This window comes from Plantactinospora sp. ZYX-F-223, assembly GCF_039649625.1.
Classification (GTDB): domain Bacteria; phylum Actinomycetota; class Actinomycetes; order Mycobacteriales; family Micromonosporaceae; genus Plantactinospora.
Genome location: NZ_JBDJAV010000010.1, coordinates 1 through 25,441, shown reverse-complemented (window position 1 = coordinate 25,441; position 25,441 = coordinate 1). Strand labels below are relative to the sequence as shown.

Genomic DNA, 25,441 nt, shown 5'->3' with positions numbered 1-25,441 from the left:
CGATCATGGTCGAGCCGACCGAGCCGGCGCGGGAGGGTACGCCCGAGCCGCGGGCGCTGCGGGTGTTCCTCGTCGACGATCACGCGATGTTCCGGGCCGGCGTACGCGCCGAGTTGGGGGCGCACGTCGAGGTGGTGGGCGAGGCCAGCACGGTGGCCGAGGCGATCAGCCGGATCGCCGCCACCGAACCGGATGTGGTGCTGCTCGACGTGCACATGCCGGACGGAGGCGGTCGCGCGGTGCTGGAGGCGGTCCGGCGTACCCGCCCGGAGGTGCGGTTCCTGGCGCTCAGCGTCTCCGACGCGGCCGAGGACGTGATCGGCCTGATCCGGGCCGGTGCCCGGGGCTACGTCACCAAGACCATCTCGCCGGACGAGTTGACCGCCGCGATCCGCCGGGTCGCCGACGGCGACGCGGTGTTCAGCCCCCGGCTGGCCGGGTTCGTGCTGGACTCCTTCGCCTCCCGGCCGGACGCGCCGGTCGCCGATCCCGAGCTGGACCAGCTCACCAACCGGGAGCGGGAGGTGCTCCGGCTGCTGGCCCGGGGGTACGCGTACAAGGAGATCGCCAAGGAGCTGTTCATCTCCATCAAGACGGTGGAGACGCACGTCTCGAACGTGCTGCGCAAGCTTCAGATGTCCAACCGCTACGAGCTGTCCCGGTGGGCCGCCGACCGCCGCCTGGTCTGAGGGCGTCGACGCCGCGCCCGTGCCGTGCGCCCCGGCGGCCGGGTCGGCGGTGCGGCATCGGCGGTTCCACCGGTACGCCATCGGCCGAGCGGTGGGTGTCCGGGCGGTGACGATCGGGTATCATATATCGATGGCTTTCGCTATCCGGCCGTCTGTCATATCCGCGGTGCGCAGTTCCACATCGTCCAAACGGACGAGCACGGTAGGTATGCGCTTGACATCGGAGAGCGTCCGCGGTGACGCGGGAAAGGTCACAAGGAGCCGTGCGGGCGGTCGCCGGAGCATCCTGCGCTGGTGACGTTTTGCCTGCTCAACGCCGTGTTCGGAGGGGTGCCCGCTAGGTGGGGCACACGCTTGAAACATTGCCGGCAACTAACGGGTTGATAACGGCACCTTTCCGCGCTAGGCGGCTCAGTGTCACAGTGTCAGTCACCTCACAGTCCCTCGTGAGCGCCCTGAGGAGGCTTCACTCATGCGCGGGCAATTCCCGTTAAAGATGGCGGTCGGAGCGACCGCCATAATGTTGTTGGCGGCAGGCTGCAGCGGTGGCGGCGACGACGAGACCTCGGCGGCGGACGCCCTGATCTCCATCGGCATCGCCGAGCCGCAGCACCTGATCCCGGCCAACACCACCGAGTCCAGCGGCAATGAGGTGCTCTCCGCCCTCTTCAGCCCGCTCGTCGACTTCGACGCCGACAACAAGCCGTACATGGTGGCCGCCGAGTCGGTCGAGTCGCCGGACAACAAGGTCTGGACGATCAAGCTCAAGGACGGCTACACCTTCCACAACGGAGAGAAGGTCGGCGCCGACAACTACATCAACGCCTGGAACCACGGCGCGTACGGCCCGAACGGCAACGGCGGCTCCTACTTCTTCGAGCGGATCGAGGGCTACAAGGACCTGCAGTCCGAGGACCCGGACGGCGAGGAGGGCCCGCAGAAGGCTCCGGATCCGAAGGCGAAGACCCTCACCGGGCTCAAGAAGGTAGACGACCTGACCTTCACCGTGACGCTGTCCGAGCCGTTCTCCGGCTGGCGTTCGGTGATCGGCTACAACGTCTTCCTGCCGCTGCCGGCCGCGGCCTGGCAGTCCGAGGGTGTGCTGAAGGAAGACTACGAGCAGGCGCCGATCGGGCAGGGCCCGTTCAAGATGAAGGGCACCTGGCAGCACGACTCCAAGATCGAGGTCGAGCGCTACGACGCGTATCCGGGGGAGAAGCCGAAGGTCGGTGGGGTCACCTACAAGATCTACCAGGAGTTGACCGCCCAGTACGCGGACCTGATGGGTGGCGCCCTGGACGTGGTGACCCAGCTTCCGATCGAGAACCTGGCCAGCGCCCCGGCCGACCTCGGCGACCGCTTCAAGAAGAGCCCGAACTCGGTCTTCCAGTTCGTCGGCTTCCCGACCTTCCTGCCGCAGTACTCGAAGGTCGAGGTGCGTAAGGCGATCTCGATGGCGATCAACCGCCAGGAGATCACCGACAACGTCTTCCGCGGCTCGCAGACTCCGGCGACGTCGTTCGTCTCCCCGGCGGTGGCCGGCTACCGCGAGAACAGCTGCGGCGAGGCCTGCACCTACGACCCGGCCAAGGCCAAGGCGGCGTACGAGGCCGCGGGTGGCCCGAAGCAGATCAAGATTACTTACAACGCCGACGGTGGCCACAAGGCGTGGGTGGACGCGACCTGCAACCAGCTCAAGGCCAACCTGGGCGTCGACTGCGTCGGCATCGGCGAGCCGAAGTTCGCCGACCTGCTCACCAAGGTCGAGAACAAGGAAGACGTCGGCATGATCCGGCTCGGCTGGATCATGGACTACCCGCTGATGGAGAACTACCTGGGCCCGCTGTACGGGACCGGCGGTTCGTCGAACTACTACGGTTACAGCAACCCGGAGTTCGACAACCTGGTCAAGCAGGGTTCGTCCGCGCCGAGCGAGGACGAGGCCATCAAGCTCTGGCAGCAGGCCGAGGACATCCTGGTCCGCGACATGCCGGTGATTCCGCTGCGGCTCGGCCAGAACGTCTTCGGCCACTCGGAGCGGGTCAAGAACGTCGAGGTCGACAAGTTCCAGAAGGTCGAGATCCTCAAGATCGAGGCCACGAGCTGACCTGACTGCTCCAGCGATGGACGGTCCGGTCCACCCCCCGGCCTAGCCCGGGTCGGATCGGACCGTCCGTACGAGCCTCACCGGCCCGGCGATCGGGACCGGTGAGGCTGCGGTCGCTACCGTGCGCATCACGGTCCGCTGCCCAGCCGGCAGTCACCGATGCTCGTCTCGCTAAGGACTTGGGATATGTTCCGCTACTTCGTGCGGCGCGTGCTGCAAGGGGTCCTGACCTTTTTCGGGGCCACCTTCATCGTGTACGCGCTGATGTTCGCCAACCAGGACGACCCGCTCCAGGCTCTGGCGGGTGAGCGACCGCTGCCGGAGAACGTCCGGCAGGCGCTCACCGAAAGGTACCACCTGGACGACCCGTTTATCCTCCAATATGGCCACTACATGCGTGGCCTGCTGACCGGGGACTTCGGCATCTCGCTGACCAACCGGCCGATCAGCGACATGATGCAGCAGGCCTGGCCGGTGACCATCCGGCTGGCGGTCTTCGCGATCATCATCTCGGCGCTGGTCGCGGTCACCGCCGGCATCGTCTCCGGGATCCGCCGCGGCGGCATCTTCGACACCACCACGCTGATCATCACGCTGGTCCTGCTCTCGCTGCCGATCGTGGTGCTGGCTCCGCTCGCGCAGCTCCTCTTCGGAGTGCAGTTGCGCTGGTTCCCGGCGACAGCCGGTGCCGAACCCGGGTTCTATCAACTCATCCTGCCCGCGCTGGTGCTGAGCTGTCTGGTGATCGCCACCCAGATCCGGGTCACCCGGGCGTCGGTGGCGGAAAACCTCCGCTCGGACTACGTCCGTACCGCCCGGGCCAAGGGCCTGGCGAACCGCCGGGTGATCGGTGTGCACGTGCTGCGTAACTCGCTGATCCCGGTCGTCACGCTGATCGGTGTCGACCTGGGCAACCTGATGGCCGGGGCGATCGTCACCGAGGGTGTGTTCAACATTCCGGGCGTCGGCTTCAACCTGTTCCGCGGGATCCGCACCGAGGACGGCCCGCTGGTGGTCGGCTTCGTCAGCATCCTGGTGATCGTCTTCCTGGTGGTCAACCTGGTCGTCGATCTGTTGTACGCGGTACTCGACCCGAGGATCCGCTATGAGTGAGCGAAGCGAGCGAATCAGTCGACTCACGAGTGTGCGAAGTGAGCGAACCAGTCAGCGTGAGGTGTGCGCCTCCGGGCGGCGCCGAGCGTGGCGAGACGGCGGCATGAGTAAGCGAGGCGCCCGATGAGCAACGTCGAATCCGTCACCCAGGCGGAGGTACCCGGCGCCGCCGGTGTGCCGGTGTCGCCGGACGGCGGCCCGGAGAAGCCGCGCAGTCTGACCGGGGATGCCTGGGAGGACCTGCGGCGCAACTGGATCTTCTGGGCCGCCGCCGTCCTGGTGGTACTGGTCGTCGTGATGGCGGCCTTCCCGAGCCTGTTCACCTCGGCCGACCCGGACGCGTGCGCGCTGTCCCGGCAGCACCAGGGCCCGAGCGGCTCGGCCATCTTCGGCTACAACTTCCAGGGCTGCGACGTCTACGCCCGGACCATCTACGGCGCCCGCAACTCGGTGCTGATCGGGCTCTTCGCGACCGTCATCGCCGGAGTGATCGGCCTGGTCGTGGGCATGGCGGCCGGCTACTTCGGTGGCTGGGTCGACGCCCTGCTCGCCCGGGGCATCGACATCGTGCTGGGCATTCCCACCCTGCTCGCGGCGATCGTGCTGGCCCGGCGGCTCTCCTCCGACCCGCAGGACTCGGGCTTCACGGCGGTGGTCTTCACCCTCGGCGTGCTGACCTGGACGACCGGCGCCCGCATCATGCGTTCGTCGGTCATCTCGGCGAAGAACCAGGACTACGTGGCGGCGGCCCGGATGCTGGGGGCCGGCTCCGGCCGGCTGATGTTCCGGCACATCCTGCCGAACGCGGCGGCGCCGTTCGTGGTGGTACTGACCATCCTGCTCGGCGTCAACATCGCCACCGAGGCCACCCTGACCTTCCTCGGCGTCGGCCTGAAGGGGAACGCGATCTCCTGGGGGATCGATATCTCGACGGCGGCGCCGTACGTCCGGGAGACGGCCACCCCGCTGGTCTGGCCGTCGGTCTTCCTGGCGATGACCGTGCTGGCGTTCATCATGCTCGGCGACGCGATCCGCGACGCCTTCGACCCGAGGCTGCGGTGAGCTGACCCATGACCGATATCAAGGCAGAGATCGACGTCCTGCCCGGGCTGGACTCGTCCGCCCGGCTGCTGGAGGTCGACGGTCTGCACGTCGAGTTCCGTACCCAGGTCGGGGTCGCCAAGGCGATCAACGGGGTGGACCTGCACCTGGATCCCGGCGAGACGCTGGCGATCCTGGGCGAGTCCGGTTGTGGCAAGTCCGTCACCGCCCAGGCGATCATGGGCATCCTCGACTCGCCGCCCGGGTTCGTCACCGGAGGTACGATCCGCTACCGCGGTGTCGACCTGCTCAAGCTCCCTGAGGAGCAGCGCCGCAGGGTACGCGCCAACCACATCGCCATGATCTTCCAGGACGCGCTCTCCGCGCTGAACCCGGTCTTCCCGGTCGGCTGGCAGATCGGCGAGCTGTTCCGGGTGCACCGCGGGATGTCCCGGCAGGACGCCCGGAAGCGGGCGGTCGAGTTGCTCGACCTGGTCAAGATCCCGGCCGCGAAGCAGCGGGTCGGGGACTTCCCGCATCAGTTCTCCGGCGGTATGCGGCAGCGCGTCATGATCGCGATGGCGCTGGCGCTCGACCCGAAGGTGCTGATCGCGGACGAGCCGACCACGGCGCTGGACGTCACGGTGCAGGCCCAGATCATGAACCTCCTCGCCGAGCTGCGGCGGGAACGGAACATGGGGCTGATCCTGATCACCCACGACATGGGGGTGGTCGCCGACGTGGCCGACCGGATCTCGGTGATGTACGCCGGGAAGGTGGTCGAGGAGGCGCCGGTGCTGGACATCTACGCCCGGCCGGCGCACCCGTACACCAAGGCGCTGCTGGAGTCGATTCCCCGACTCGACCTCAAGGGGCAGCAGCTCAACGTGATCAAGGGGCTGCCGCCCAACCTGACCCGGATCCCGGCCGGCTGCCCGTTCCACCCGCGGTGCGGGTACGCCCGCGACGTGTGCCGGGCCGACCCGCCGCCACCGCAGTACGAGGTGGATTCGGTTCGGACGGCACGGTGCCATTTCTGGACGGAGGTGGTCGGCGATGAGCCAGCCGTCAAGTAACGAGGTCGTGCTGGAGACCCGCGGGCTGGTCAAGCACTTCCCGATCACCCGCGGCATCGTCTTCCAGAAGAAGGTCGGCGCGGTACGCGCGGTCGACGGCGTCGACCTGCAACTGCGCCGGGGCGAGACCCTCGGTGTGGTGGGCGAGTCCGGCTGCGGCAAGTCGACGCTGGCCAAGCTGCTGGTCGCGCTGGAGAAGCCGACCAGCGGCGCGATCAACGTCCGGGGTCAGGACATGACCCGGCTGCACGGCGGCGAGCTGCGGAGGGCCCGGCGCAACATCCAGATGGTGTTGCAGGACCCGTACACCTCGCTGAACCCGCGGATGACGGTCGGCGACATCATCGGGGAGCCGTTCGACATCCACCCGGAGGTCGCGCCGGCCGGCGAGCGGAAGCAGCGGGTCCGGGAACTGCTGGACCTGGTCGGGTTGAACCCGGAGCACATCAACCGCTATCCGCACCAGTTCTCGGGTGGTCAGCGGCAGCGGATCGGGATCGCCCGGGCGCTCGCGCTCAAGCCGGAGATCATCGTCTGTGACGAGCCGGTGTCGGCGCTGGACGTGTCGATCCAGGCGCAGGTGATCAACCTGCTGGAGCGGTTGCAGGACGAGCTGGGGCTGTCGTACATCTTCATCGCGCACGACCTGTCGGTGGTCCGGCACATCGCCGACCGGGTCGCGGTGATGTACCTGGGAAAGGTCGTGGAGATCGGCGTCGAGGACGAGATCTACGAGCGGCCGACCCACCCGTACACCCAGGCGCTGCTCTCGGCGGTGCCGGTGCCGGACCCGACCCTGCGCGGCCAGCGGGACCAGATCGTCCTGGAGGGTGACGTGCCGTCGCCGGCGAACCCGCCGTCGGGCTGCCGGTTCCGCACCCGGTGCTGGAAGGCGCAGGAGATCTGCGCCAGCCAGGAGCCGCCGCTGGTGGAGCGGGAGCACTCGGCGCACCCGAGCGCATGTCATTTCGCCGAGGAGCGGGACGTGGTGCACGCGGTCGAATAGACCGGCCAGACGCGGTGGTGTGCCTGACCCGGCCAACCACCGATGCGAGAAGAACGCCTCCTCACTGCCCGGGGCGCGGGCCGCCATCCATGCGGCCGGCGTCCCGGGCTCGCGTATCTCCCGGAACCGCCGACGGCTGCCGGCCGGTCGGCGGAGCAGACCCGCCCGGGGTACGGCTCAGAGCGGGCCGCGACCGGCCCGGAGCAGCAGCAGGGCGAGCTGGGTACCGTCCGCGCCGAGCGCCTCCCGGAACCGGTCCAAGATCTCCCGCTCCCGAGAGAGGACCAGCCGGGTGCCGCCGGAGGCCATCCGGGTCCGGCCGACCTGCTGGGAGAGTGCGGCGCGCTCCTGCCAGAGGGCGATCAGCTCGCGGTCGATCTCGTCGATCCGCTCCCGCAGCCCGAGGATGTGCTGTGAGGCGTCCGGCGCGCTCGTCCCGGTCTCGGGCTCCGCGCCGTTCGCCTCGGCGGGTTGCTGTGCCACCTCTGCTGCCACCTCTGCCGCCATTGGGGGTCCTCCTTGCCAGCCAGGTCCCCGGGTGCCTGGATCCCGACGCGAAAAGCCCCGGGCTTCAGGAGCCCGGGGCTTTTCGTAGGTCATGTTCAGGCGCGACCCACGGCTGCCGGACTCCCGGAGCCGTAGTAAAAGTAAGGCTGCGCCCGATGGATCACGGCTTGAGTATGCCCAGCCAGCGGTGTCTTGGCAAGCGCATCGGCGATGCCCGGGTAGGCGACGTGCGGGAACGATCCGGCCGAGGCGGGTACGGGCCCGGCGGAGGCGTACCTGTCCCCCCGGCGGCATAGACTCGCGGGGCGATGCATGCTCTCTTCGAACCTCCGCCGCCCTCCGTCCCTCCGGCCCAGAGCGCGCCCCGGCACCGGCCGTCCGGCCTCGACCCGCAGGCCCTGCTGGCCGGGCTGAATGGGCCCCAGCGGGACGCGGTGACCCACTCCGGGGCGCCGCTGTTGATCGTGGCGGGCGCCGGCTCGGGCAAGACCCGGGTGCTGACCCACCGGATCGCCTACCTGCTCGCCGCCCGGGAGGTGCATCCGGGGCAGATCATCGCGATCACCTTCACCAACAAGGCGGCCGGGGAGATGAAGGACCGGGTCGCCGCGCTGGTCGGGCCGAGAGCCCGGCTGATGTGGGTCTCGACGTTCCACTCCGCCTGCGTACGCATCCTGCGGGCCGAGCATGAGCACGCCGGCCTGAAGTCGACGTTCTCGATCTACGACGCCGACGACTCGCGCCGGCTGATGCAGTTGGTCACCCGGGAGCTGGACCTCGACCCGAAGCGCTATCCGGCCCGGGGGCTGACCACCCAGGTCTCCAACCTGAAGAACGAGCTGATCGACCCGGAGACGTTCGCCGCCCGGGCGAACGGGCCGAACGAGCGGGCGCTGGCCGAGGCGTACACGCTCTACCAGCGGCGGCTGACCGAGGCGCACGCGCTCGACTTCGACGACCTGATCATGACGACGGTGCACCTGCTCCAGTCGCACCCGCACGTCGCCGAGAACTACCGCCGCCGGTTCCGGCACGTACTGGTCGACGAGTACCAGGACACCAACCACGCGCAATACACCCTGGTCAAGGAGCTGGTCGGCGGCACCGAAGGGGTCGAGCCGGCCGAGCTGTGCGTGGTCGGCGACGCCGACCAGTCGATCTACGCGTTCCGCGGTGCCACCATCCGGAACATCCTGGAGTTCGAGCGGGACTTCACCGACGCCCGGACCATCCTGCTGGAGCAGAACTACCGCTCCACACAGACGATCCTCAACGCGGCCAACGCGGTGATCGAGCGCAACAGCTCGCGCAAGCCGAAGCGGCTGTGGAGCGAGGAGGGTGCGGGGGAGCAGATCGTCGGCTACGTCGCCGACACCGAGCACGCCGAGGCGGACTGGGTGGGCCGGGAGATCGACCGGCTCTGTGACGCCGGGGCGGCCCGCCCCGGCGACGTGGCGGTCTTCTACCGCACCAACGCGCAGTCCCGGGTCTTCGAAGAGGTCTTCATCCGGGTCGGGCTCCCCTACAAGGTGGTCGGCGGGGTGCGGTTCTACGAGCGCAAGGAGGTCCGGGACGCCCTGGCCTACCTCCGCGCGGTGGTCAACGACGACGACACGGTGAGCATCCGGCGGATCCTGAACACTCCCCGCCGGGGCATCGGCGACCGGGCCGAGGCCTGCGTGGAGGCGCTGGCCACCCGGGACCGGATCTCGTTCGGCGCGGCGCTGCGCCGGGCGTCCGAGGCACCGGGCATCTCCACCCGGTCGGCCAACGCGATCGCCGAGTTCGTCACCCTGCTCGACGGGCTGCGGGAGCTGGCCGAGACCGCTCTGCCGGAGGAGGTGCTGGAGGCGGTGCTGACCCGCTCCGGCTACCTCGGCGAGCTGGAGGAGAGCATCGACCCGCAGGACGCCGGCCGGGTGGAGAACCTCCAGGAGCTGGTGAGCGTCGCCCGGGAATACACCGAACGGGTGGAGGCGCTGGCCGACGAGGGCGCTCCCGGTGCCACCCTGGCCGGCTTCCTGGAGCAGGTCGCGCTGGTCGCCGACGCCGACCAGGTGCCGTCGGACGACCCCGACCACCAGGGCGTGGTCACCCTGATGACCCTGCACACCGCCAAGGGGCTGGAGTTCCCGGTGGTCTTCCTGACCGGGCTGGAGGACGGCGTCTTCCCGCACCTGCGGGCGCTCGGCGACAACCGGGAGCTGGAGGAGGAGCGCCGGCTGGCGTACGTCGGGATCACCCGGGCCCGCAAGCGGCTCTACCTGTCCCGGGCGGTCACCCGGTCGGCCTGGGGGCAGCCGTCCTACAACCCGCCGTCCCGGTTCGTCGACGAGTTGCCGGGCGACCTGGTCCGCTGGGAGCGCACCGGGGCCGCCTACACCTCCTGGTCCGGGACCGGTGGCGGCGTGGGTGGCCGGTCCGGCGCCGAGGACCGGTCCGGCGCCTACCGGGGCGGCGGCTTCTCCGGGGGTACGCCGAAGGCCGCCCAGCTCGCCTCGCGGCTCGGCATCGACGGCAGTCGGCTCAGCACCGCGAGCGAGCTGAAGCAGCCGCCCAAGGTCGCCGCCGGGGACCGGGTCAACCACCAGCGTTACGGCCTCGGCCGGGTGCTGGCGGTCGAGGGGCACGGCCCGGGCGCCCGGGCCCAGATCGACTTCGGCGACCAGACGCTCTGGCTGGTGCTCCGGCACGCCCCGATCGACAAACTCTGACCGCTGCTACCCGGCAGTCCGCTCCGCCTGCGGTCCGGTCGCCCGCTCCGCCTGCGGTCCGGCGGCCCGCTCTTCCACGAGGGTGGCGAAGCCGTCGAGCAGGGCGTGCAGCCCCGTCTCGAAGAGCCGGTCGAGGTCGAGGTCGTAGCCGGTCCGGGCGAAGCTCGCCAGCAGCCGCGCGTAGTTCGGGTGGTTGCCGGAGCCGGCCAGCGCGTCCATCGCGGGCCCCTGGCGCGTGACCCACTCCTCCTCGGAGAGGCCGGTGGCGGCCCGGGCCTGGGTCTCCCGCTCCAGGTGCACGGCGAGGCCCTGCACGAAGCTGTAGATCAGCACGTTCAGGTCCAGCATGGTGCTCGGGTCGAGCCCGAGGCCGTCCAGCGCGGCGAGCACCCACTCGCCGTGCACCAACAGATTGGGCAGGGGCAGCGGCCGGGTCAGCGGGCTGAGCTGGGCGAGCCAGGGATGCCGGCGGTGCAGCGCCCAGAGCGTACGGGCGCCCAGCTCCAGCCGGTCCCGCCAGTCCTCGGGGGCGGGGTCCGGATAGCCCCGCTCGCCGTACGCCGCGTCGGCCATCAGCAGGACGAGTTCCTCCTTGCTGTGCACGTACCGGTACGGCGACATGGTCGCCACGCCGAGCCGGGCCGCCACCCCGCGCATCGAGAGCGCCTCCAGCCCTTCGGTGTCGGCGATGTCGAGGGCGGCGCGGACGACCCGCTCCCGGGTCAGTTCGGTCTCGGCGGGCCGGGGTGCCGGCGACTCGGTGCGCCGCCGGGGCCGGGCCGGTGCCGGCTCGGGGGCGGCGACCACCGTGCCGACCCGGGGCTGGGCCCGCACCACTCCCTGCTGGCTGAGCGTGGTCAGTGCCCGGGTGGCGGTGGCGAGGGCCACGTTCCAGTCACGGGCGAGCTGCCGGACCGAGGGCACCCGGTCGCCGGGCCGGAGTTCACCGTCGGCGATCCGGCGCCGGATCTCCGCGACGATCCGCAGGTACGGCGGTTCACCGCTCGTCGCCACCATCCACCCTCCCGTCTCTCTGTACTAGGACAGAGGCTAGCCGAAACCCCGCCATGCAGCGATCCTGTACTAGGACAGGCATTCACATTCCCCGTTGTCAGAACTGAATGTACGCCGTACATTGGTTTTCAGATACGAGGTGATAGGAGAGGGCAGATGGACAGTGTTCTGATCTCCGGTGCCAGCGTCGCCGGACCCACGCTGGCGTACTGGCTGCGCCGGCGGGGCTTCGCGGTGACCGTGGTCGAGCGTGCCCCGGCACCCCGCCCGGGCGGCCAGGCGATCGACGTCCGCGGGGTGGCGCTGGACGTGGTCGACCGGATGGGCATCCTGGCGGCGCTGCGCCAGGTGCGTACCCGCACCCGGGGCATGTCGATGCTGGACGGCGACGGCAACGAGGTCATGCGCTCGACCGAGGTGGCCCTGAGCAGTGGCCGGCTCGACGGCGACGACATCGAGGTGCTCCGCGAGGATCTCACCGGCCTGCTCCACGCCCGGACCCGCGACGACGTGGAATACCTCTTCGGTGACTCGGTCACCGAGGTGACGCAGCAGGACGACGGGGTGCGGGTGCGTTTCGAGCGGGCCGAGCCGCGCACCTTCGACCTGGTGGTCGGGGCCGACGGCCTGCACTCGACGGTACGGCGGCTCGCCTTCGGCCCGGAGGCGGACCACGTGACACACCTCGGCACCTACCTGGCGATCTTCACCGCCGAGAACCTGCTCGACCTGGACCACTGGCAGATCTGGATGCGGGACGGGTCGGCCGGCTGCGGCATCTACCCGGTACGCGACAACACCGAACTCCGGGTCAACCTCGGCTTCGAGTCCGCCCCGATCGAGTACGACTTCCGCGACACCGAGCAGCAGCGCCGGCTGGTCGCCGACCGGTTCGGTGGACTGCGCTGGGAGATCCCCCGCCTGCTGGACGCGATGTGGCGGGCGCCGGACTTCTACTTCGACGCGATGGCACAGGTCCGGATGGAGAGCTGGACGCGGGGCCGGGTGACCCTGCTCGGCGATGCCGGCTACTGCCCCTCACCCCTGTCCGGTCAGGGCACCAGCCTGGCGCTGGTCGGCGCCTACGTACTCGCCGACGAGCTGGGCTCCGCAGCCGGTGACCACTCGGCGGCACTGCGCCGGTACGAGCGGCGGATGCGCCCGTTCGTGCTGCTCAACCAGGCACTCGCCACCGAGAACCCGGGTGGCCCGGCCGCCGAGGAGTCGGTCGACCGGGCCAAGCGGGCCATCGCGCTCGACCGCTGACCCGGCTCAGCAGCCCAGGTCCACCCCACGGGCCCGCATCCACGGCGCCGGGTCGACCTGGTTCCACAGCCCGTTGTGCACCTCGAAGTGCAGGTGCGGCCCGGTGGCGTCGCCGGTGGCACCCTCGTACCCGATCACCTGGCCGGGCTTGACCCGCTGCCCGACGCTGACCACGGTCCGGCTCTGGTGGGCGTAGTGGGTGAGCCAGCCGTTGCCGTGGTCGACGACCACCGAGATGCCGTACCCGGCGAAGGCCCAGCCGGCGTCGACCACCGTGCCGGCCCCGGCGGCCCGGATCGGGGTGTCCGCCGGCATCGCCAGGTCGATGCCGGCGTGCATCGTTCCCCAGCGCATCCCGTAGCAGGAGGTGACGCTGGCGCCGGGCATCGGGTCGACCCAGGCGGGTGCCTTCCGGCTCGCGGTCGGGCTGGCCGCCTTGGCGGACGCGCTGCTCCGGCTCGGGGTCGGCGGCCGGGTGGACGCGGCGGCGCTCGGCGTGGGCGTCGCGGTCGGGGCCGGGGAGGTCGTCGGGCTGGCGGTCTCCCGCACGGCCCGGTCGGCACGCTGCGCGGCGGCGGCCCGGGCCGATTCCTCCGCGGCCACCGAGATCCGGCCGGTCGGCCGGTCGTCGCCGACGGCCACCGCCGTCACCGCGCCGGCCACGCCGAGGCCGAGCAGTGCGACCAGCCCGGGTACGAGGTACCGGCGCCGGCCGCCAGTCCGGTGCCGGGCGACGCCGGACCGTCCGGTACGCCGGCTCGTGCTGGGCTCGGCGGCCTGGTGCTCGGCCGTCTCGGGCTGGTGCGGATCGGTCTCCGGCACGACGGGTCCCTTTCTGCGTGGGGCGTGGACCCGGAAATGGTGGTGGGCGCGGCGGTGCCACGCCGGCACGGGGCTGCCGGTCACCGGCGACGGCCGGACGGCGGCGACACGGTTATGCCGGAAATCGACCTTGATAGCCGCTATCTCGACCGCTGGGACTGTGTGATCTGCCACAGTGCGCGGTGTGGCGGAGGAAACTTCGTCGGGCGTCGGGCACAACGAAAACCGCCCGACCGGTTTCGATCGGGCGGTAAAGCGGCGTGACGCGGAGTCAGGAGGCGGCTACGTCGGTGTACAGATCGTCGACTTGTAGCTGGATGTCCACTCCCCGGTCCCGTAGGTAGGGGATCGGGTCGGTCGGCTTGCCGTTGACATGCAGCTCAAGGTGCAGGTGCGAGCCGTAGGAGTGGCCGGTGTTGCCGACCAGGCCGAGCTGGTCGCCGGCCTTGACCTCCTGCCCCTCGCTGACCAGTAGCTGCGACGAGTGCCCGTAGATGGACTCGGTGCCGTCGGAGTGCTGGACGATCACGCAGTAGCCGTACCCGCCGAACCAGCCGGCCTTGGTCACCGTCCCCGCGTGCACCGCGCTGTACGGGGTTCCCTCGGGAGCGGCCAGGTCGATGCCGGCGTGCAGCTTGTTCCACTTCATCCCGTACGGCGAGGTGAAGCTGTAGTTGTCGAGCGGAAGCCGCCAGACGTCGGGGGCGGCGGCCAGGGTGGAGGCGAGCCCGTCGGCCCGGTCGTCGTCCCGGGACGCGGCGCCCTGCTGGGCGTCGGCGGCCCGCGCGCTCAGGTCCTCGCTGGTGGCGGCGGCCTTTTCCAGGTCGGCCAGCGCGGAGGGGCTGACCGCCTTGGCGTCGGGCAGGGCTCCCGCGCCGAGCGCGACGACACCGGCTCCGACGAACGCGGTGGTGACAACAGCGGCGTAGCGGCTGCGCGGAGGTGTGGGGACGCGGCGTCGCCCTCGATAGCGATCGGGCTCAGACGACAGGCGCTGGCGCACGCACACCCTCCGTTGTCGGGTCAGTGTTGCGACCGTGACCGATGTTCGACGATCGAGGTGAACTCCGGTTGACCGCGTTGTCGCCCGGTCATGGACCTGATGACAACCGTGGGCCACGGTAGCCAACCCCTAGGCGCGCCACAAGTCGCAGCGCCATATTGCCGGTGCGCTGTGCGGTTGTGCGTCATGGAATGCCATATCTCGTAACCTTTTGCGATCGGCCTCGTTAGTAGCGCTCCGTTACGTTGATTGCAGCAGGGCGTCATCGACCCGACTCAGGTCGGAGCCTCCTCCGAGAACCCCCTAGGGGTATGGCCGGACGGGGTTCCCGGGTCGGGGCGGCGTGTCGGCCGGGGCACGCCGGACGACCGTCGCGCCGCCCGCTTCCGGGGCCCGTCGTCCGGGGGAGTTCCCGGGGAGCCGGCGGCCGGGTTACCGTTCGTTAAGGTAACTCTGGTCGGGTGTCCAGGAGAGGTGTCGCGCTGATGAGTTCTCGGATCCGGGTGGTCGTCGCCAAGCCTGGCCTGGACGGGCACGACCGGGGGGCGAAGGTGGTCGCCCGGGCCCTGCGGGACGCCGGCATGGAGGTCATCTACACCGGCCTGCACCAGACGCCCGAGCAGATCGTCGAGACGGCGATCCAGGAGGACGCCGACGCGATCGGCCTCTCCGTACTCTCCGGGGCGCACATGACGCTGTTCCGCCGGGTGCTGGAACTGCTCGCCGAGCGGGACGTGACGGACCTGGTCGTGTTCGGCGGCGGGATCATCCCGGACGCGGACATCCCGGAGCTGGAGCGGCTCGGCGTGGCCAGGATCTTCACCCCGGGTGCCACCACCGGCTCGATCGTGGAGTGGGTCCGGAACAACGTGGGCCAACCGGTCGTCGGCTGACCGCCACGACCCGCCGTAGCCAGGCGGTCGGACGGCTCCGGGGCGCACCCTGCACGGAAATGGGGGAGAGGCCGGACGCACCCCTCACACGTCCGGCCCCTCTATGCGCGATGCCCCGCCGCCACCCCTCGACCGACAGGGCATCGGCCGTCTTCGTCATCGCGCTTCCCCCAGCGCTCCGACATCAGACTCAACGACGTCCCTTACGCCGGGTTACGCCGCCCCCGGAAATCTTTTCCCCGGCCACCGCCGGCCGGCGAGCGCGACAGCGGCCGGCCTGCTGTGCGTTACCGCACACCGAGCACCCACGTGGATGCCCGGCGTGCTCACCTCGCTAGGCTGCGGCCGATGGCCTGTTCGTGCGTACAGCAGGCCCAACTCATTCACACGCTGGCGGCGGTGCGACGGCGCGCCGCGGAGACGGGACGGGACGCGCAATCGTGGACCTGTACGAATACCAGGGGCGTGAGCTGTTCGAGCGGCACGGGCTGCCCGTGCTGGCCGGCGGTGTCGCGACGACCCCTGAGGAGGCCCGCGCGATCGCCGAGCGCCTCGGCGGCCGGGTGGTCGTCAAGGCTCAGGTGAAGGTCGGCGGCCGGGGCAAGGCGGGCGGCGTCAAGCTCGCCGAGGGGCCGGACGAGGCGGTGGCCCGGGCCACCGACATCCTCGGCATGGACATCAAGGGCCACACGGTCAACAAGGTCATGCTGACGGTGACCGCGGACATCGCCGAGGAGTACTACTTCTCCTACCTGCTCGACCGCGCGAACCGCACCTTCCTCTGCATCGCCAGCGTGGCCGGCGGGATGGACATCGAGCAGGTGGCCGCCGAGACGCCGGAGCGGGTCGCGAAGGTGGCGATCGACGCGAACGTCGGGGTGGACGAGACCAAGGCGCGGGAAATCGTGGAGGCGGCCGGCTTCCCGGCCGAGCTGACCGACCAGATCGTGCCGATCGCCGTACGCCTCTGGCAGGCGTTCGTGGCCGAGGACGCCACCCTGGTCGAGGTGAACCCGCTGGCCCGGACGGCCGACGGCACGGTGCTCTGCCTCGACGCGAAGGTCTCGCTCGACGAGAACGCCGGCTTCCGGCACCCCGACCACGAGGCGCTGGTCGACCAGGCCGCCGTGGACCCGCTGGAGCAGCGGGCCAAGGCGAAGGATCTCAACTACGTCAAGCTGGACGGCGAGGTCGGCATCATCGGCAACGGCGCCGGCCTGGTCATGTCCACCCTCGACGTGGTGGCGTACGCGGGCGAGTCGTACGGCGGGGTCAAGCCGGCGAACTTCCTCGACATCGGCGGTGGCGCCAGCGCCGCGGTGATGGCGAACGGGCTGGAGATCGTACTCTCCGACCCGTCGGTGCGCAGCGTCTTCGTCAACGTCTTCGGCGGCATCACCGCCTGCGACGAGGTCGCCAACGGCATCATCCAGGCGCTGGCCCTGCTCGCCGAGCGCGGCGAGACGGTCGACAAGCCCCTCGTGGTACGCCTCGACGGCAACAACGCGGAGGCCGGGCGGGCCATCCTCGACGGCGCCGCCAACCCGCTGGTGCAGCGGGTGGACACTATGGATGGCGCGGCCCAGCGGGCCGCCGAGCTCGCGGCTGCGGGGGTCTGAGATGGCAATCTGGCTGACCAAGGAGTCCAAGGTCGTCGTACAGGGGATGACCGGCTCCGAGGGGATGAAGCACACCCGGCGGATGCTGGCCGCCGGCACCAACGTGGTGGGTGGGGTCAACCCGCGCAAGGCCGGCCAGAAGGTCGCCTTCGACACGGTCGAGCTGCCGGTCTTCGCGAACGTCGCCGAGGCGATGGCGGCCACCGGTGCGGACGTGAGCGTCATCTTCGTACCGCCGCAGTTCACCCGGGGCGCCGTGGTCGAGGCGATCGACGCCGGCATCCCGCTCGCCGTGGTGATCACCGAGGGCGTACCGGTGCACGACACCGCCGCGTTCTGGGCCTACAACCTGGCGCAGGGAGAGCGGACCCGGATCATCGGGCCGAACTGCCCCGGCATCGCCTCGCCGGGCGCCGCCAACGCCGGCATCATCCCGGCCGACATCACCGGCACGGGCCGGATCGGCCTGGTCAGCAAGAGCGGGACGCTGACCTACCAGATGATGTACGAGCTGCGCGACATCGGCTTCTCCACCTGCGTCGGCATCGGCGGTGACCCGATCATCGGCACCACCCACATCGACGCGCTCGCGGCGTTCCAGGCAGACCCGGAGACCGACGCCATCGTGATGATCGGCGAGATCGGCGGTGACGCCGAGGAGCGGGCGGCCGAGTTCATCAAGGCCAACGTCACCAAGCCGGTGGTGGGCTACATCGCCGGCTTCACCGCCCCGCCCGGCAAGACCATGGGGCACGCCGGGGCCATCATCTCCGGTTCGGCCGGCACCGCCGACGCGAAGAAGGCCGCCCTGGAGGCGGTCGGAGTCAAGGTCGGCAAGACGCCGAGCGAGACCGCGCGGCTGATGCGGGAGCTGATGTCCGGCAACTGAGCGGTCGACGTGTTTTCCGGGGTGGTCGGCGTGCGCCGGCCACCCCGGTTCCGCCTCCGGTCCCGGGAGGTCGGCCGGAGACCGGAGCCGGGCCGGACGAATCGGGTATCGCGGGGGCTCCGGTCATCCGTACGGTGGTGCCGTGAACCGGCCGACCCGCTGCCGTGCCAGAGTAGGCGCTGATGCCACCACCCACCGTTCCTGACCGGCCGCGCCGGCCGACGCCGCCGGAGACCGCGCCGGTCGAGCCGGTCGGTGCCGCGCAACCGACCGGACGGCCGGGGCCGGCGGACGGCCGGGAGCCGCGCCGGAGCAGGCCGGCCGGGGAGCGCCGGGTGCCCCGGCCGAGGCCGGGCAGGGCGGGACGTCCTGGCCGGGCTCCGCTGGCGGTCGCGGCGGCGGTCGCCGCCGGCTGGGCGGCCCTGGTCGGTTATCTGCCGGTCGCCGTGGTGCTGGGGGCGGCCCGGTTCGCCGAGGGCAGCGGCGAGGTGGTCGGCGCCGCCCGGCTGGGCCTGGCCGGATGGCTGCTCGGGCACGGCGTACCGCTGCACACCGATGCCGGGCCGTTCGGCCTGCCGCCGCTCGCCCTCGCCATGCTGGCGGCCTGGCGGCTGAACCGGGCCGGCGTGCACGTCAGCCGGGCGGTCCGGGTCCGGGAACGGCCGACAGCCGGCCGCGCACTCGCCGTCGCGCTGGCGGTCGGCGTCGGGTACGGGGTACTCGGCGCTCTGGCCGCGCTAGTGCTCGGCGGTGCCGGGCCGACCGCCGACCCGGTACGGGCCGGGGTGACGCTGACCGGCTTCGGCACCCTCGCCGCGCTGTTCGGTGCGGCCCGGGCCAGCGGTGTGCTGGTGGCGGTGGCCCGGCGTACTCCGCTGGTGCTCCGGGACGGGCTGCGCACCGGGGTGGTCGCCGCGCTGCTGCTGCTCGGGGCCGGGGCCGGGGCGGCCGGGCTGGCGGTGGCGACCGGTGGCGGCGAGGCCGGCGACATGATCGGGGCCTATCGCACCGGTGTGCCGGGCCAGGCGGGCATCACCCTGATCAGCCTCGGCTACGCGCCGAACGCCGCGGTCTGGGCCGCCAGCTATCTCCTCGGGCCGGGTTTCGCGGTCGGCACCGACACGGTGGTCCGGACCTCCGAGGTCTCCATTGGAGCGCTGCCGGCCGTACCCCTGCTGGCCGGGCTGCCGCAGGGGCCGCTCGGCGGGATCGGTGGCGCCGTGCTCGCCGTGCCGGTGCTGGCCGGCATGGCCGCGGGCTGGCTGCTCGCGCGCCGCCGGACTCGTTCCGCGGCCGAGCGGAACGCGCCACCGCCCGGCTGGGCCGCGCTGCTCGGCGCGGCCGCGGTCGGCGGCCCGGTCGCCGGGGTGGTACTCGGCGCGGCGGCCCTGCTCTCCGGTGGCCCGCTCGGCGGCGGCCGGCTCGCCGAGGTGGGACCGGCCTACTGGCAGGTCGCCGCCGGGGCGACCGTGGTGGTGCTGGTCGGCACCCTGATCGGCGCCGCCGCGACCCGGGCCGTGGCCCGAGGCTGACCGGGCAGTCCCGAACGTGCTTGGGGCGCCCCGGAAACTCCGGGGCGCCCCAACGCTGCTGTCACGACTCCGGCCGGCCGTACGCCGCCCGGGCGGTCGTCACGGGGTGTAGGTGAAACCGTTGGCGCCCAGCACGGCCCCGAGGATCGCGTTGAGCACCCCGAGGAGCAGGCCGACGGCACCGCAGATCAGACCGGCCAGGGCCTGACCCCCGTTGCTGGCCTCACCCCGGCTGGCCTTGCCCCGGCCGAGGAAGCCGAGCACGATGCCGGCGATGCCCGCGATGATGCCGAGCGCGGCACAGCAGGCCGCCGGAATCGAGACGATGCCGACGATCATCGCGACCAGGCCGAGGGTGTTGTTCTGCCCGCCGGCCGGTGCGTACCCACCGGTCTGGTAACCGGGTGCCGCACCGTAGGGCTGGCCCGGCATCGGCTGCTGCTGACCGTACGGGTCCTGGTATGGCTGCTGCGCGTCCTGGTACTGCGGCTGTCCGTACGGCTGCCCCGGAGTCGGTTGCCCGTACGGCTGGCCCGACGTGGGCTGCCCGTACGGCTGGCCCGACGTCGGCTGCCCCCCGTACGGGTGGCCCGGGGTCGGTTGCCCGTACGGCTGGCCCGGGGTCGGTTGCCCGTACGGCTGGCCCGACGTGGGTTGCCCGTACGGCTGGCCCGACGTCGGCTGCGGCGGCTGCGCGTACGGATCCTGCTGCTGTGGTGCGTTCGGATCCGACGGCTGCTGCCCGTACGGGTCCTGGCCTGGGTAGCCGGGCTGCATGACAAGACTCCTTTGGCAGGTCTCTCAGACTAGATGCTCGACGCCGAGTTGGCGCTGATGACGAAGCTGATGACGCAGCAGATCAGCGAGACCGCCCAGATGCAAATGCCGATGATCAGGGCCAGCTTCGACCACTTGCGGGACTCCGCCGCGGCGGCCTGGGCCGCCGGGTAGTTGCCCTGCTGGAGCAGCGGGTTCACCTTGGAGGCGTTGATGATGGCCGGGATGGCCAGCGGCCAGAACAGGAAGATCGCGACGATGGACATCGTCATGTTGTTGTTGATCTCTTGCGGCGGGTGTGAGGGGTAACCGGGTTGCATGTGTGTTGGGCTCCTTGGCCTGCACTCAGCGCATGTATGGAATTACCGAGGGGGTATCTCCTGGGGCAGGTCACTGCCCCGAGCGTCCGGCAGCGTACCTAATCAGCGCCACTTTGGTGGCCCGCTCGCTGCCCGACATGCCGATCGTGATCGACGCCGCTCCCTCGGCGACGTGCTCGGGTCGCGCCGCCGGGAAGCCGACCTGACCTGCCCGATAGGGTGCTGGGGTGACTGAGCCCGCGTCGGCAGCCCGCATCGTCGTCCTCGTCTCCGGCTCCGGGAGCAACCTCCAGGCCCTGCTCGACGCCGGTGCCGACCCGGCCTACGGCGCCCGGGTGGTCGCCGTCGGCGCCGACCGGGACGGCATCACCGGGCTCGACCGGGCCGCCGCGGCCGGGGTACCCACCTTCGTCGCCCCGGTCAAGGCGTACCCGACGCGGGAGGACTGGGACCGCGCGCTCACCGCGCACGTCGCCGGGTACGAGCCCGACCTGGTCGTCTCGGCCGGCTTCCTCAAGCTGGTCGGCCCGCACTTCCTGGCGGCCTTCGGCGACCGGTACGTCAACACGCACAACTCGCTGCTGCCCGCCTTTCCCGGCATGCACGGCCCGCGCGACGCCCTCGGCTACGGAGTCAAACTCGCCGGGGCCACCCTGTTCTTCGTCGACGCCGGTGTCGACACCGGGCCGATCGTCGCCCAGGTGGCGGTGCCGGTACTCGACGACGACGACGAGGAGACCCTCACCGAGCGGATCAAGGTGGCCGAGCGCCGGCAGCTCGTCACGCAGGTCGGCCGGCTGCTCCGGGAGGGTTGGACGATCACTGGAAGGAAGGTCACGATCGGAGTGAGCGACACGAGTTCCGGCCCGGACGGCCGGCGGCCGATCAGGCGCGCGCTGGTCAGCGTCTACGACAAGACCGGCCTGGTGGAGCTGGCCCGGGCGCTGCACGGCGCCGGAGTCGAGATCGTCTCCACCGGCAGCACGGCGGCGACCATCGAGGGGGCCGGGATACCGGTCACCCCGGTCGAGTCGCTGACCGGGTTCCCCGAGGTGCTCGACGGCCGGGTCAAGACGCTGCACCCGAAGGTGCACGCCGGGCTCCTGGCCGACCTGCGGCGCCAGCGGCACGCGGCGCAGCTTGGCGAGCTGGGCATCGCCCCGTTCGACCTGCTGGTGTCGAACCTCTACCCGTTCACCGAGACGGTCGCCTCCGGTGCGGACTTCGACGAGTGCGTCGAGCAGATCGACATCGGTGGGCCGGCGATGGTCCGGGCGGCCGCCAAGAACCACGCCTCGGTGGCGGTGGTGACGTCGGTGTCGGCGTACCCGTCGGTGCTGGCCGCCCTGGCCGACGGCGGTTTCAGCGCCGGGCAGCGCCAGCAGCTCGCGGCCCGCGCCTTCGCCGACATCGCCGAGTACGACGTGGCGGTGGCGAACTGGTTCGCGGTGCGTACCGGGCCGGCGGAGCAGGAGTGGCCGGCCTTCGCCGGTCAGGTGCTGACCGCGCCCACGCCGCTGCGGTACGGCGAGAACCCGCACCAGGCGGCGGTGCTCTACGTCGACCCGGCGGCCCCGCCCGGACTGGCCCAGGCCGAGCAGCTGCACGGCAAGGAGATGTCCTACAACAACTACGTCGACGCGGACGCGGCCTGGCGGGCGGCGAACGACTTCGCCGACCGGCCGGCGGTGGCGATCATCAAGCACGCCAACCCGTGCGGCATCGCGGTCGGCGCCGACGTGGCGCAGGCACACCGCCGGGCGCACGCCTGCGACCCGGTCTCCGCGTTCGGCGGGGTGATCGCGGTCAACCGGCCGGTCTCGGTCGAGATGGCGCAGCAGGTCGCCGAGGTCTTCACCGAGGTGCTGGTGGCACCCGACTTCGAGCCGGGTGCGGTGGACGTGCTCTCCGGCAAGAAGAACATCCGGCTGCTGCGGGCGCCCGCCTGGGCGCCGTACCCGGCGGAGTGGCGCCCGGTCAGCGGCGGCGCGCTGGTGCAGATGGCCGACCGGGTGGACGCGCCCGGCGACGATCCGGCCGGCTGGCGGCTGGTCACCGGCGAGCCCGCCGACCCGGCGACCCTGGCCGACCTCGCCTTCGCCTGGCGGGCCGTCCGGGCGGTGAAGAGCAACGCGATCCTGCTCGCCACCGAGGGCGCGACCGTCGGGGTGGGGATGGGACAGGTCAACCGGGTCGACTCGGCGCACCTGGCGGTCTCCCGGGCCGGTGCTGAACGGGCCCGGGGCGCGGTCGCCGCCTCGGACGCGTTCTTCCCGTTCCCGGACGGGCTCCAGGTGCTGATCGACGCCGGGGTCCGGGCGGTCGTCCAGCCCGGCGGCTCGGTACGCGACGAGGAGGTCGTCGCGGCGGCCTCGGCGGCCGGGATCACCATGTACTTCACCGGCACCCGGCACTTCTTCCACTGATCCTCGTCACCGATCCGCCATGCGGCCGGTGCGGGACTCCCCGGCGACCGGCGGTGCCCCCTCGGCACCCCGGACCGCCGGGGACCCGCGCCGGTTCGCGCCAACCGAACCGCACCGGGAATCTCCCGCACCGGTCCCCGCGCGGCCAGCCGGGCGGCGAGGGTGCCGTTCGTCGCGCCGGTCAGCCGACCCGGAGCAGCGCGCTGCCGGTCGCGCCGCCGGACCGGCTGGCCCGTACGGTCCAGCAGCCGGCGACCGGGAAGTTCCAGCCGGTACCCCACTCGTCACCGGGTCTGGTCCAGGTGCTTCCGCTGTGCCCGGTGGGTCCCCAGACCGGTTCGATGGTGGCCCCGCCCGGGCCGGTGGCCTGGATGCTGAAGGTGCCGGATCCGGTCATCCGCCAGACGATCTTCTCGTCCCGTCCGGTGCGCAGGCCCGGGCCGCCGCGCGGGAAGAGCAGCCCCCAGAACGAGTTCCCAGCGTCCGCCACGCCCCGCACCTCGAGCGGGTCGTCCGGCGAGCCCGCCCCGTCCGTGCAGGTGGCGGCCGGCTCGGTGGCGGCTCCGGTCGCGGGCACCGATCCCGCGCCGGTCCCGGGCGACGGCGGCGCGACGGTCGGGCCGGCGGTGCCCGGGCCCTCCTCGGCACAGCCGAGCAGCGGCACCGTCGAGGCCACCAGGGCCAGCGTCACGAGCAGTCTTCGCAGCATGTAGACGAGAGCCCGGAAACCATTGTGTGGTTCCCGGGCTCTCCACCCCCGCCGTCCGCTCGGTCCTGCCTCGCGCTCGGCGTCCATCCCTTCCGGAGCGGTCCTGCCGCCCGGTCGGTCCTTGCGCTCCTGCCCTGTCAATCCCGCCGACCGCCGCCCGCCAGGGGTGATTCGGCCGGCCGGGTCCGGGTCAGGAGACGACGTGCTGCTTGAGTTCTCCTAAGTGTCGTTAGATGCTAACGTCGATGTGTTACCAGGTCAGGGCATCGATGGGAGGGACGCTCCGATGATACGGCGGGGATCGCGGGCCGGAAACCGGGTTCGCTTCGCCAACAAGGACGCCCTGTTGGCCGGTGGCGCTGACGTGCGGGCGCTGCGGTATCAGCGGGCCAGCCAGGACAGGCAGGAACAGGGCAAGAGCGTCGGCGATCAGGGCAAGCTGAACCTCGCGGAGATCACGAAGCGGGGTTGGGCGGACGCTGGGTCGTTCACTGACAACGACCGGTCGGCCAGCCGGCACGCGAGGAAGGAGCGGCCCGAGTTCGAGTTGCTGATCGAGCAGATCCGCGCCGGCAAGGGTGACGTGCTGGTGATCTGGGAGATCTCCCGCAAGGAGCGCGACCTCGCGGTGTACGTGAAGATCCGGGACATGTGCACCGAGGTCGGCCTGTACTTCTGGCTTGTCGGCGGGGTGCTGTTCGACCTGCGGGACAAGAACGACCGGATGATGCTCGGCTTCCAGGCCGTGCAGGCGGAGTGGCTGGCCGACTCGATCCGCGACAACGTGTTGCGCGGCATCGTCGGCGCGGCCGAGGCGGGGCGTCCACACGGAAGGCTGACCTATGGTTACCGGCGGGTCTACGACCAGCGGACGAAGGCGTTGCTGCGGCAGGAGCCGGACACCGAGATCCGCAAGGCGGTGGCGGCGGACGGGACGGTGACCGAGTACAGCAACGCCGGGATCGTCCGGGACAGCTTCGCCAAGGTGGCCAGAGGAGTTCCGCTGATCACGGTCGAGAACGAGTTGAACGGCCGGGGCATCCCGTCGCCGCGAGGGTCGACGTGGCGGCGGGCGATGATCCGTAAGCAGGTGTTGAACCCCGTCTACATCGGCAAGCGGGTGTTCCGCGGTGAGGTGATCGGGGACGGTATCTGGCCGGCGCTGGTGGACGAGGACACGTACTGGGCGTGCGTCCGCCTGCTGGAGGACCCGTCCCGGACGACGACCCGCGCAGGACGGGCCGTCCATTTGCTGTCCTACATCGTCCGCTGCGGGGTGTGCGACGGGCCGATCGCGTCCAGTCACGGGAACCACCGAAGCCGGGAAGGACGGTTGTACTCCTGCCTCCGTAAACGGTGCGCCGCCGTCAAGTCGGAGTTTCTCGACGAGTACGTGCAGCGGACCGTGGTGGCCTGGCTGTCCCTGCCGGAGACTGGCGAGATGCTGTCGGCCCTGTCCGGTGGAGACGAACAGGTGGCGCACGCTCGGGCCGAGGCGGCACGGCTGCGGGCCGAGTTGGAGGAGTGGCGCAGGCTCGCCGAGAGTGGCGAGGTCACGGCGATCTCGTTCGCCCGCACAGAGAAGGGCTTGACGGCGAAGATCGCCGAGCATGAGGAACAGGCAAAGGAGGCGGGTATCCCGCCGGTTCTGCGCGGGATGCTCGGTGAGCACGCGACGCGGAAGTGGGCCGAGTTGGGCGACGAGGTCGCGGTGAAGCGGGAGATCATCCGTACCGTGGCGGAGATTCGGCTGCTGCCGGCCGGTAAGGGCAGCCGACAGCCATTCGGGGCACATCGCTTGGAGTGGAAGTGGCGGTTCGGCCCGGAAGCCGAAGAAAACGGGGCGTAAGCGGCTGGACGACATGAGCGCCGGGTGGGCCGATCCTGCTGGGGTCGGCCCGCCCGGCGCGTGCGTGTC

General features: G+C 71.1%; 21 protein-coding genes. 14 read left to right on the top strand and 7 right to left on the bottom strand.

Going from position 1 to position 25,441, the window contains the following annotated elements; translation table 11 throughout:
* Positions 1–5 precede the first annotated feature (5 nt).
* From AAH979_RS12320 to AAH979_RS12295, 6 genes are all read left to right on the top strand, one after another.
* Entirely contained in the window at positions 6–689 is a 684-nt protein-coding gene (locus tag AAH979_RS12320) for a response regulator transcription factor (RefSeq protein WP_346258222.1), read from the top strand.
* 520 nt (positions 690–1,209) lie between these two features.
* A complete protein-coding gene (locus tag AAH979_RS12315; protein WP_346258221.1) occupies positions 1,210–2,796 on the top strand; it encodes an ABC transporter substrate-binding protein in 1,587 nt (528 codons plus the stop codon).
* Positions 2,797–2,982: 186 nt separating this feature from the next.
* Complete coding sequence (locus AAH979_RS12310) at positions 2,983–3,909, top strand: ABC transporter permease (protein WP_346258220.1); 927 nt, start codon at positions 2,983–2,985, stop codon at positions 3,907–3,909.
* Positions 3,910–4,032: 123 nt separating this feature from the next.
* The gene (locus AAH979_RS12305; protein WP_346258219.1) at positions 4,033–4,971 is read left to right on the top strand and encodes an ABC transporter permease; all 939 of its coding nucleotides are present in this window, start codon (positions 4,033–4,035) and stop codon (positions 4,969–4,971) included.
* Positions 4,972–4,979: 8 nt separating this feature from the next.
* Entirely contained in the window at positions 4,980–6,026 is a 1,047-nt protein-coding gene (locus AAH979_RS12300; RefSeq protein ID WP_346258218.1) for an ABC transporter ATP-binding protein, read from the top strand.
* Positions 6,007–7,032 carry a dipeptide ABC transporter ATP-binding protein gene (locus tag AAH979_RS12295; protein ID WP_346258217.1) on the top strand — a complete coding sequence of 342 codons (1,026 nt, stop codon included), beginning with the start codon at positions 6,007–6,009 and terminating at the stop codon, positions 7,030–7,032. The genes AAH979_RS12300 and AAH979_RS12295 overlap by 20 nt, the downstream gene beginning before the upstream one ends.
* Positions 7,033–7,209: 177 nt before the next feature.
* Here AAH979_RS12295 and AAH979_RS12290 read toward each other — a convergent pair whose 3' ends face one another.
* Entirely contained in the window at positions 7,210–7,515 is a 306-nt protein-coding gene (locus AAH979_RS12290) for a chorismate mutase (protein WP_346258216.1), read from the bottom strand.
* Between the two features lie 332 nt (positions 7,516–7,847).
* Here AAH979_RS12290 and pcrA point away from each other — a divergent pair, with 332 nt between their 5' ends.
* Positions 7,848–10,253 carry a DNA helicase PcrA gene (gene pcrA, locus AAH979_RS12285; RefSeq protein WP_346258215.1) on the top strand — a complete coding sequence of 802 codons (2,406 nt, stop codon included), beginning with the start codon at positions 7,848–7,850 and terminating at the stop codon, positions 10,251–10,253.
* A gap of 6 nt (positions 10,254–10,259) precedes the next feature.
* On the opposite strand, the gene AAH979_RS12280 is transcribed toward pcrA, so the two are convergent.
* Entirely contained in the window at positions 10,260–11,270 is a 1,011-nt protein-coding gene (locus tag AAH979_RS12280) for a GntR family transcriptional regulator (RefSeq protein WP_346258214.1), read from the bottom strand.
* 153 nt (positions 11,271–11,423) lie between these two features.
* Between AAH979_RS12280 and AAH979_RS12275 the strand changes: the two genes are divergently transcribed.
* On the top strand, positions 11,424–12,533 hold the full coding sequence (locus AAH979_RS12275) for an FAD-dependent monooxygenase (RefSeq protein WP_346258213.1): 1,110 nt from the start codon (positions 11,424–11,426) through the stop codon (positions 12,531–12,533).
* 6 nt (positions 12,534–12,539) lie between these two features.
* Here AAH979_RS12275 and AAH979_RS12270 read toward each other — a convergent pair whose 3' ends face one another.
* Both AAH979_RS12270 and AAH979_RS12265 read right to left on the bottom strand, forming a co-directional pair.
* The gene (locus tag AAH979_RS12270; protein ID WP_346258212.1) at positions 12,540–13,355 is read right to left on the bottom strand and encodes a M23 family metallopeptidase; all 816 of its coding nucleotides are present in this window, start codon (positions 13,353–13,355) and stop codon (positions 12,540–12,542) included.
* 271 nt (positions 13,356–13,626) lie between these two features.
* The gene (locus tag AAH979_RS12265; protein ID WP_346258211.1) at positions 13,627–14,358 is read right to left on the bottom strand and encodes a M23 family metallopeptidase; all 732 of its coding nucleotides are present in this window, start codon (positions 14,356–14,358) and stop codon (positions 13,627–13,629) included.
* Positions 14,359–14,843: 485 nt separating this feature from the next.
* Between AAH979_RS12265 and AAH979_RS12260 the strand changes: the two genes are divergently transcribed.
* The 4 genes from AAH979_RS12260 (at position 14,844) to AAH979_RS12245 (ending at position 19,291) form a co-directional block, all read left to right on the top strand.
* Positions 14,844–15,251, top strand: coding sequence for a cobalamin B12-binding domain-containing protein (locus AAH979_RS12260; RefSeq protein ID WP_346258210.1), 408 nt, complete (start codon positions 14,844–14,846; stop codon positions 15,249–15,251).
* 440 nt (positions 15,252–15,691) lie between these two features.
* On the top strand, positions 15,692–16,870 hold the full coding sequence (gene sucC / locus AAH979_RS12255) for an ADP-forming succinate--CoA ligase subunit beta (protein WP_346258209.1): 1,179 nt from the start codon (positions 15,692–15,694) through the stop codon (positions 16,868–16,870).
* Position 16,871: 1 nt separating this feature from the next.
* Positions 16,872–17,759, top strand: coding sequence for a succinate--CoA ligase subunit alpha (gene sucD / locus AAH979_RS12250; protein ID WP_318395847.1), 888 nt, complete (start codon positions 16,872–16,874; stop codon positions 17,757–17,759).
* A gap of 182 nt (positions 17,760–17,941) precedes the next feature.
* Positions 17,942–19,291, top strand: a complete 1,350-nt coding sequence (locus AAH979_RS12245; RefSeq protein WP_346258208.1) for a DUF6350 family protein — start codon at positions 17,942–17,944, stop codon at positions 19,289–19,291.
* 99 nt (positions 19,292–19,390) lie between these two features.
* Here AAH979_RS12245 and AAH979_RS12240 read toward each other — a convergent pair whose 3' ends face one another.
* On the bottom strand, positions 19,391–20,068 hold the full coding sequence (locus AAH979_RS12240) for a hypothetical protein (protein ID WP_346258207.1): 678 nt from the start codon (positions 20,066–20,068) through the stop codon (positions 19,391–19,393).
* 29 nt (positions 20,069–20,097) lie between these two features.
* Positions 20,098–20,388, bottom strand: coding sequence for a CD225/dispanin family protein (locus AAH979_RS12235; RefSeq protein ID WP_346258206.1), 291 nt, complete (start codon positions 20,386–20,388; stop codon positions 20,098–20,100).
* Positions 20,389–20,615: 227 nt separating this feature from the next.
* Between AAH979_RS12235 and purH the strand changes: the two genes are divergently transcribed.
* Positions 20,616–22,814 (top strand): bifunctional phosphoribosylaminoimidazolecarboxamide formyltransferase/IMP cyclohydrolase, encoded by a 2,199-nt coding sequence (gene purH / locus AAH979_RS12230; protein ID WP_346258205.1) that lies wholly within the window; start codon positions 20,616–20,618, stop codon positions 22,812–22,814.
* 181 nt (positions 22,815–22,995) lie between these two features.
* Here the strand turns inward: purH and AAH979_RS12225 are convergent, their stop codons facing one another.
* Complete coding sequence (locus AAH979_RS12225) at positions 22,996–23,523, bottom strand: hypothetical protein (RefSeq protein ID WP_346258204.1); 528 nt, start codon at positions 23,521–23,523, stop codon at positions 22,996–22,998.
* Between the two features lie 286 nt (positions 23,524–23,809).
* On the opposite strand from AAH979_RS12225, the gene AAH979_RS12220 reads away from it, so the two are divergent.
* On the top strand, positions 23,810–25,372 hold the full coding sequence (locus AAH979_RS12220; RefSeq protein WP_346258203.1) for a recombinase family protein: 1,563 nt from the start codon (positions 23,810–23,812) through the stop codon (positions 25,370–25,372).
* Positions 25,373–25,441: the final 69 nt, after the last annotated feature.

Excerpts from the sequence above, each read along its gene's own strand:
- AAH979_RS12320 (WP_346258222.1), top strand. The coding sequence starts at position 6 with ATGGTCGAGCCGACCGAGCCGGCGCGGGAGGGTACGCCCGAGCCGCGG.
- AAH979_RS12315 (WP_346258221.1), top strand. The coding sequence starts at position 1,210 with ATGTTGTTGGCGGCAGGCTGCAGCGGTGGCGGCGACGACGAGACCTCG.
- AAH979_RS12310 (WP_346258220.1), top strand. The coding sequence starts at position 2,983 with ATGTTCCGCTACTTCGTGCGGCGCGTGCTGCAAGGGGTCCTGACCTTT.
- AAH979_RS12305 (WP_346258219.1), top strand. The coding sequence starts at position 4,033 with ATGAGCAACGTCGAATCCGTCACCCAGGCGGAGGTACCCGGCGCCGCC.
- AAH979_RS12300 (WP_346258218.1), top strand. The coding sequence starts at position 4,980 with ATGACCGATATCAAGGCAGAGATCGACGTCCTGCCCGGGCTGGACTCG.
- AAH979_RS12295 (WP_346258217.1), top strand. The coding sequence starts at position 6,007 with ATGAGCCAGCCGTCAAGTAACGAGGTCGTGCTGGAGACCCGCGGGCTG.
- pcrA (WP_346258215.1), top strand. The coding sequence starts at position 7,848 with ATGCATGCTCTCTTCGAACCTCCGCCGCCCTCCGTCCCTCCGGCCCAG.
- AAH979_RS12280 (WP_346258214.1), bottom strand. The coding sequence starts at position 11,270 with ATGGTGGCGACGAGCGGTGAACCGCCGTACCTGCGGATCGTCGCGGAG.
- AAH979_RS12275 (WP_346258213.1), top strand. The coding sequence starts at position 11,424 with ATGGACAGTGTTCTGATCTCCGGTGCCAGCGTCGCCGGACCCACGCTG.
- AAH979_RS12260 (WP_346258210.1), top strand. The coding sequence starts at position 14,844 with ATGAGTTCTCGGATCCGGGTGGTCGTCGCCAAGCCTGGCCTGGACGGG.
- sucD (WP_318395847.1), top strand. The coding sequence starts at position 16,872 with ATGGCAATCTGGCTGACCAAGGAGTCCAAGGTCGTCGTACAGGGGATG.
- AAH979_RS12245 (WP_346258208.1), top strand. The coding sequence starts at position 17,942 with ATGCCACCACCCACCGTTCCTGACCGGCCGCGCCGGCCGACGCCGCCG.
- AAH979_RS12240 (WP_346258207.1), bottom strand. The coding sequence starts at position 20,068 with ATGCAGCCCGGCTACCCAGGCCAGGACCCGTACGGGCAGCAGCCGTCG.
- AAH979_RS12235 (WP_346258206.1), bottom strand. The coding sequence starts at position 20,388 with ATGCAACCCGGTTACCCCTCACACCCGCCGCAAGAGATCAACAACAAC.
- AAH979_RS12225 (WP_346258204.1), bottom strand. The coding sequence starts at position 23,523 with ATGCTGCGAAGACTGCTCGTGACGCTGGCCCTGGTGGCCTCGACGGTG.
- AAH979_RS12220 (WP_346258203.1), top strand. The coding sequence starts at position 23,810 with ATGATACGGCGGGGATCGCGGGCCGGAAACCGGGTTCGCTTCGCCAAC.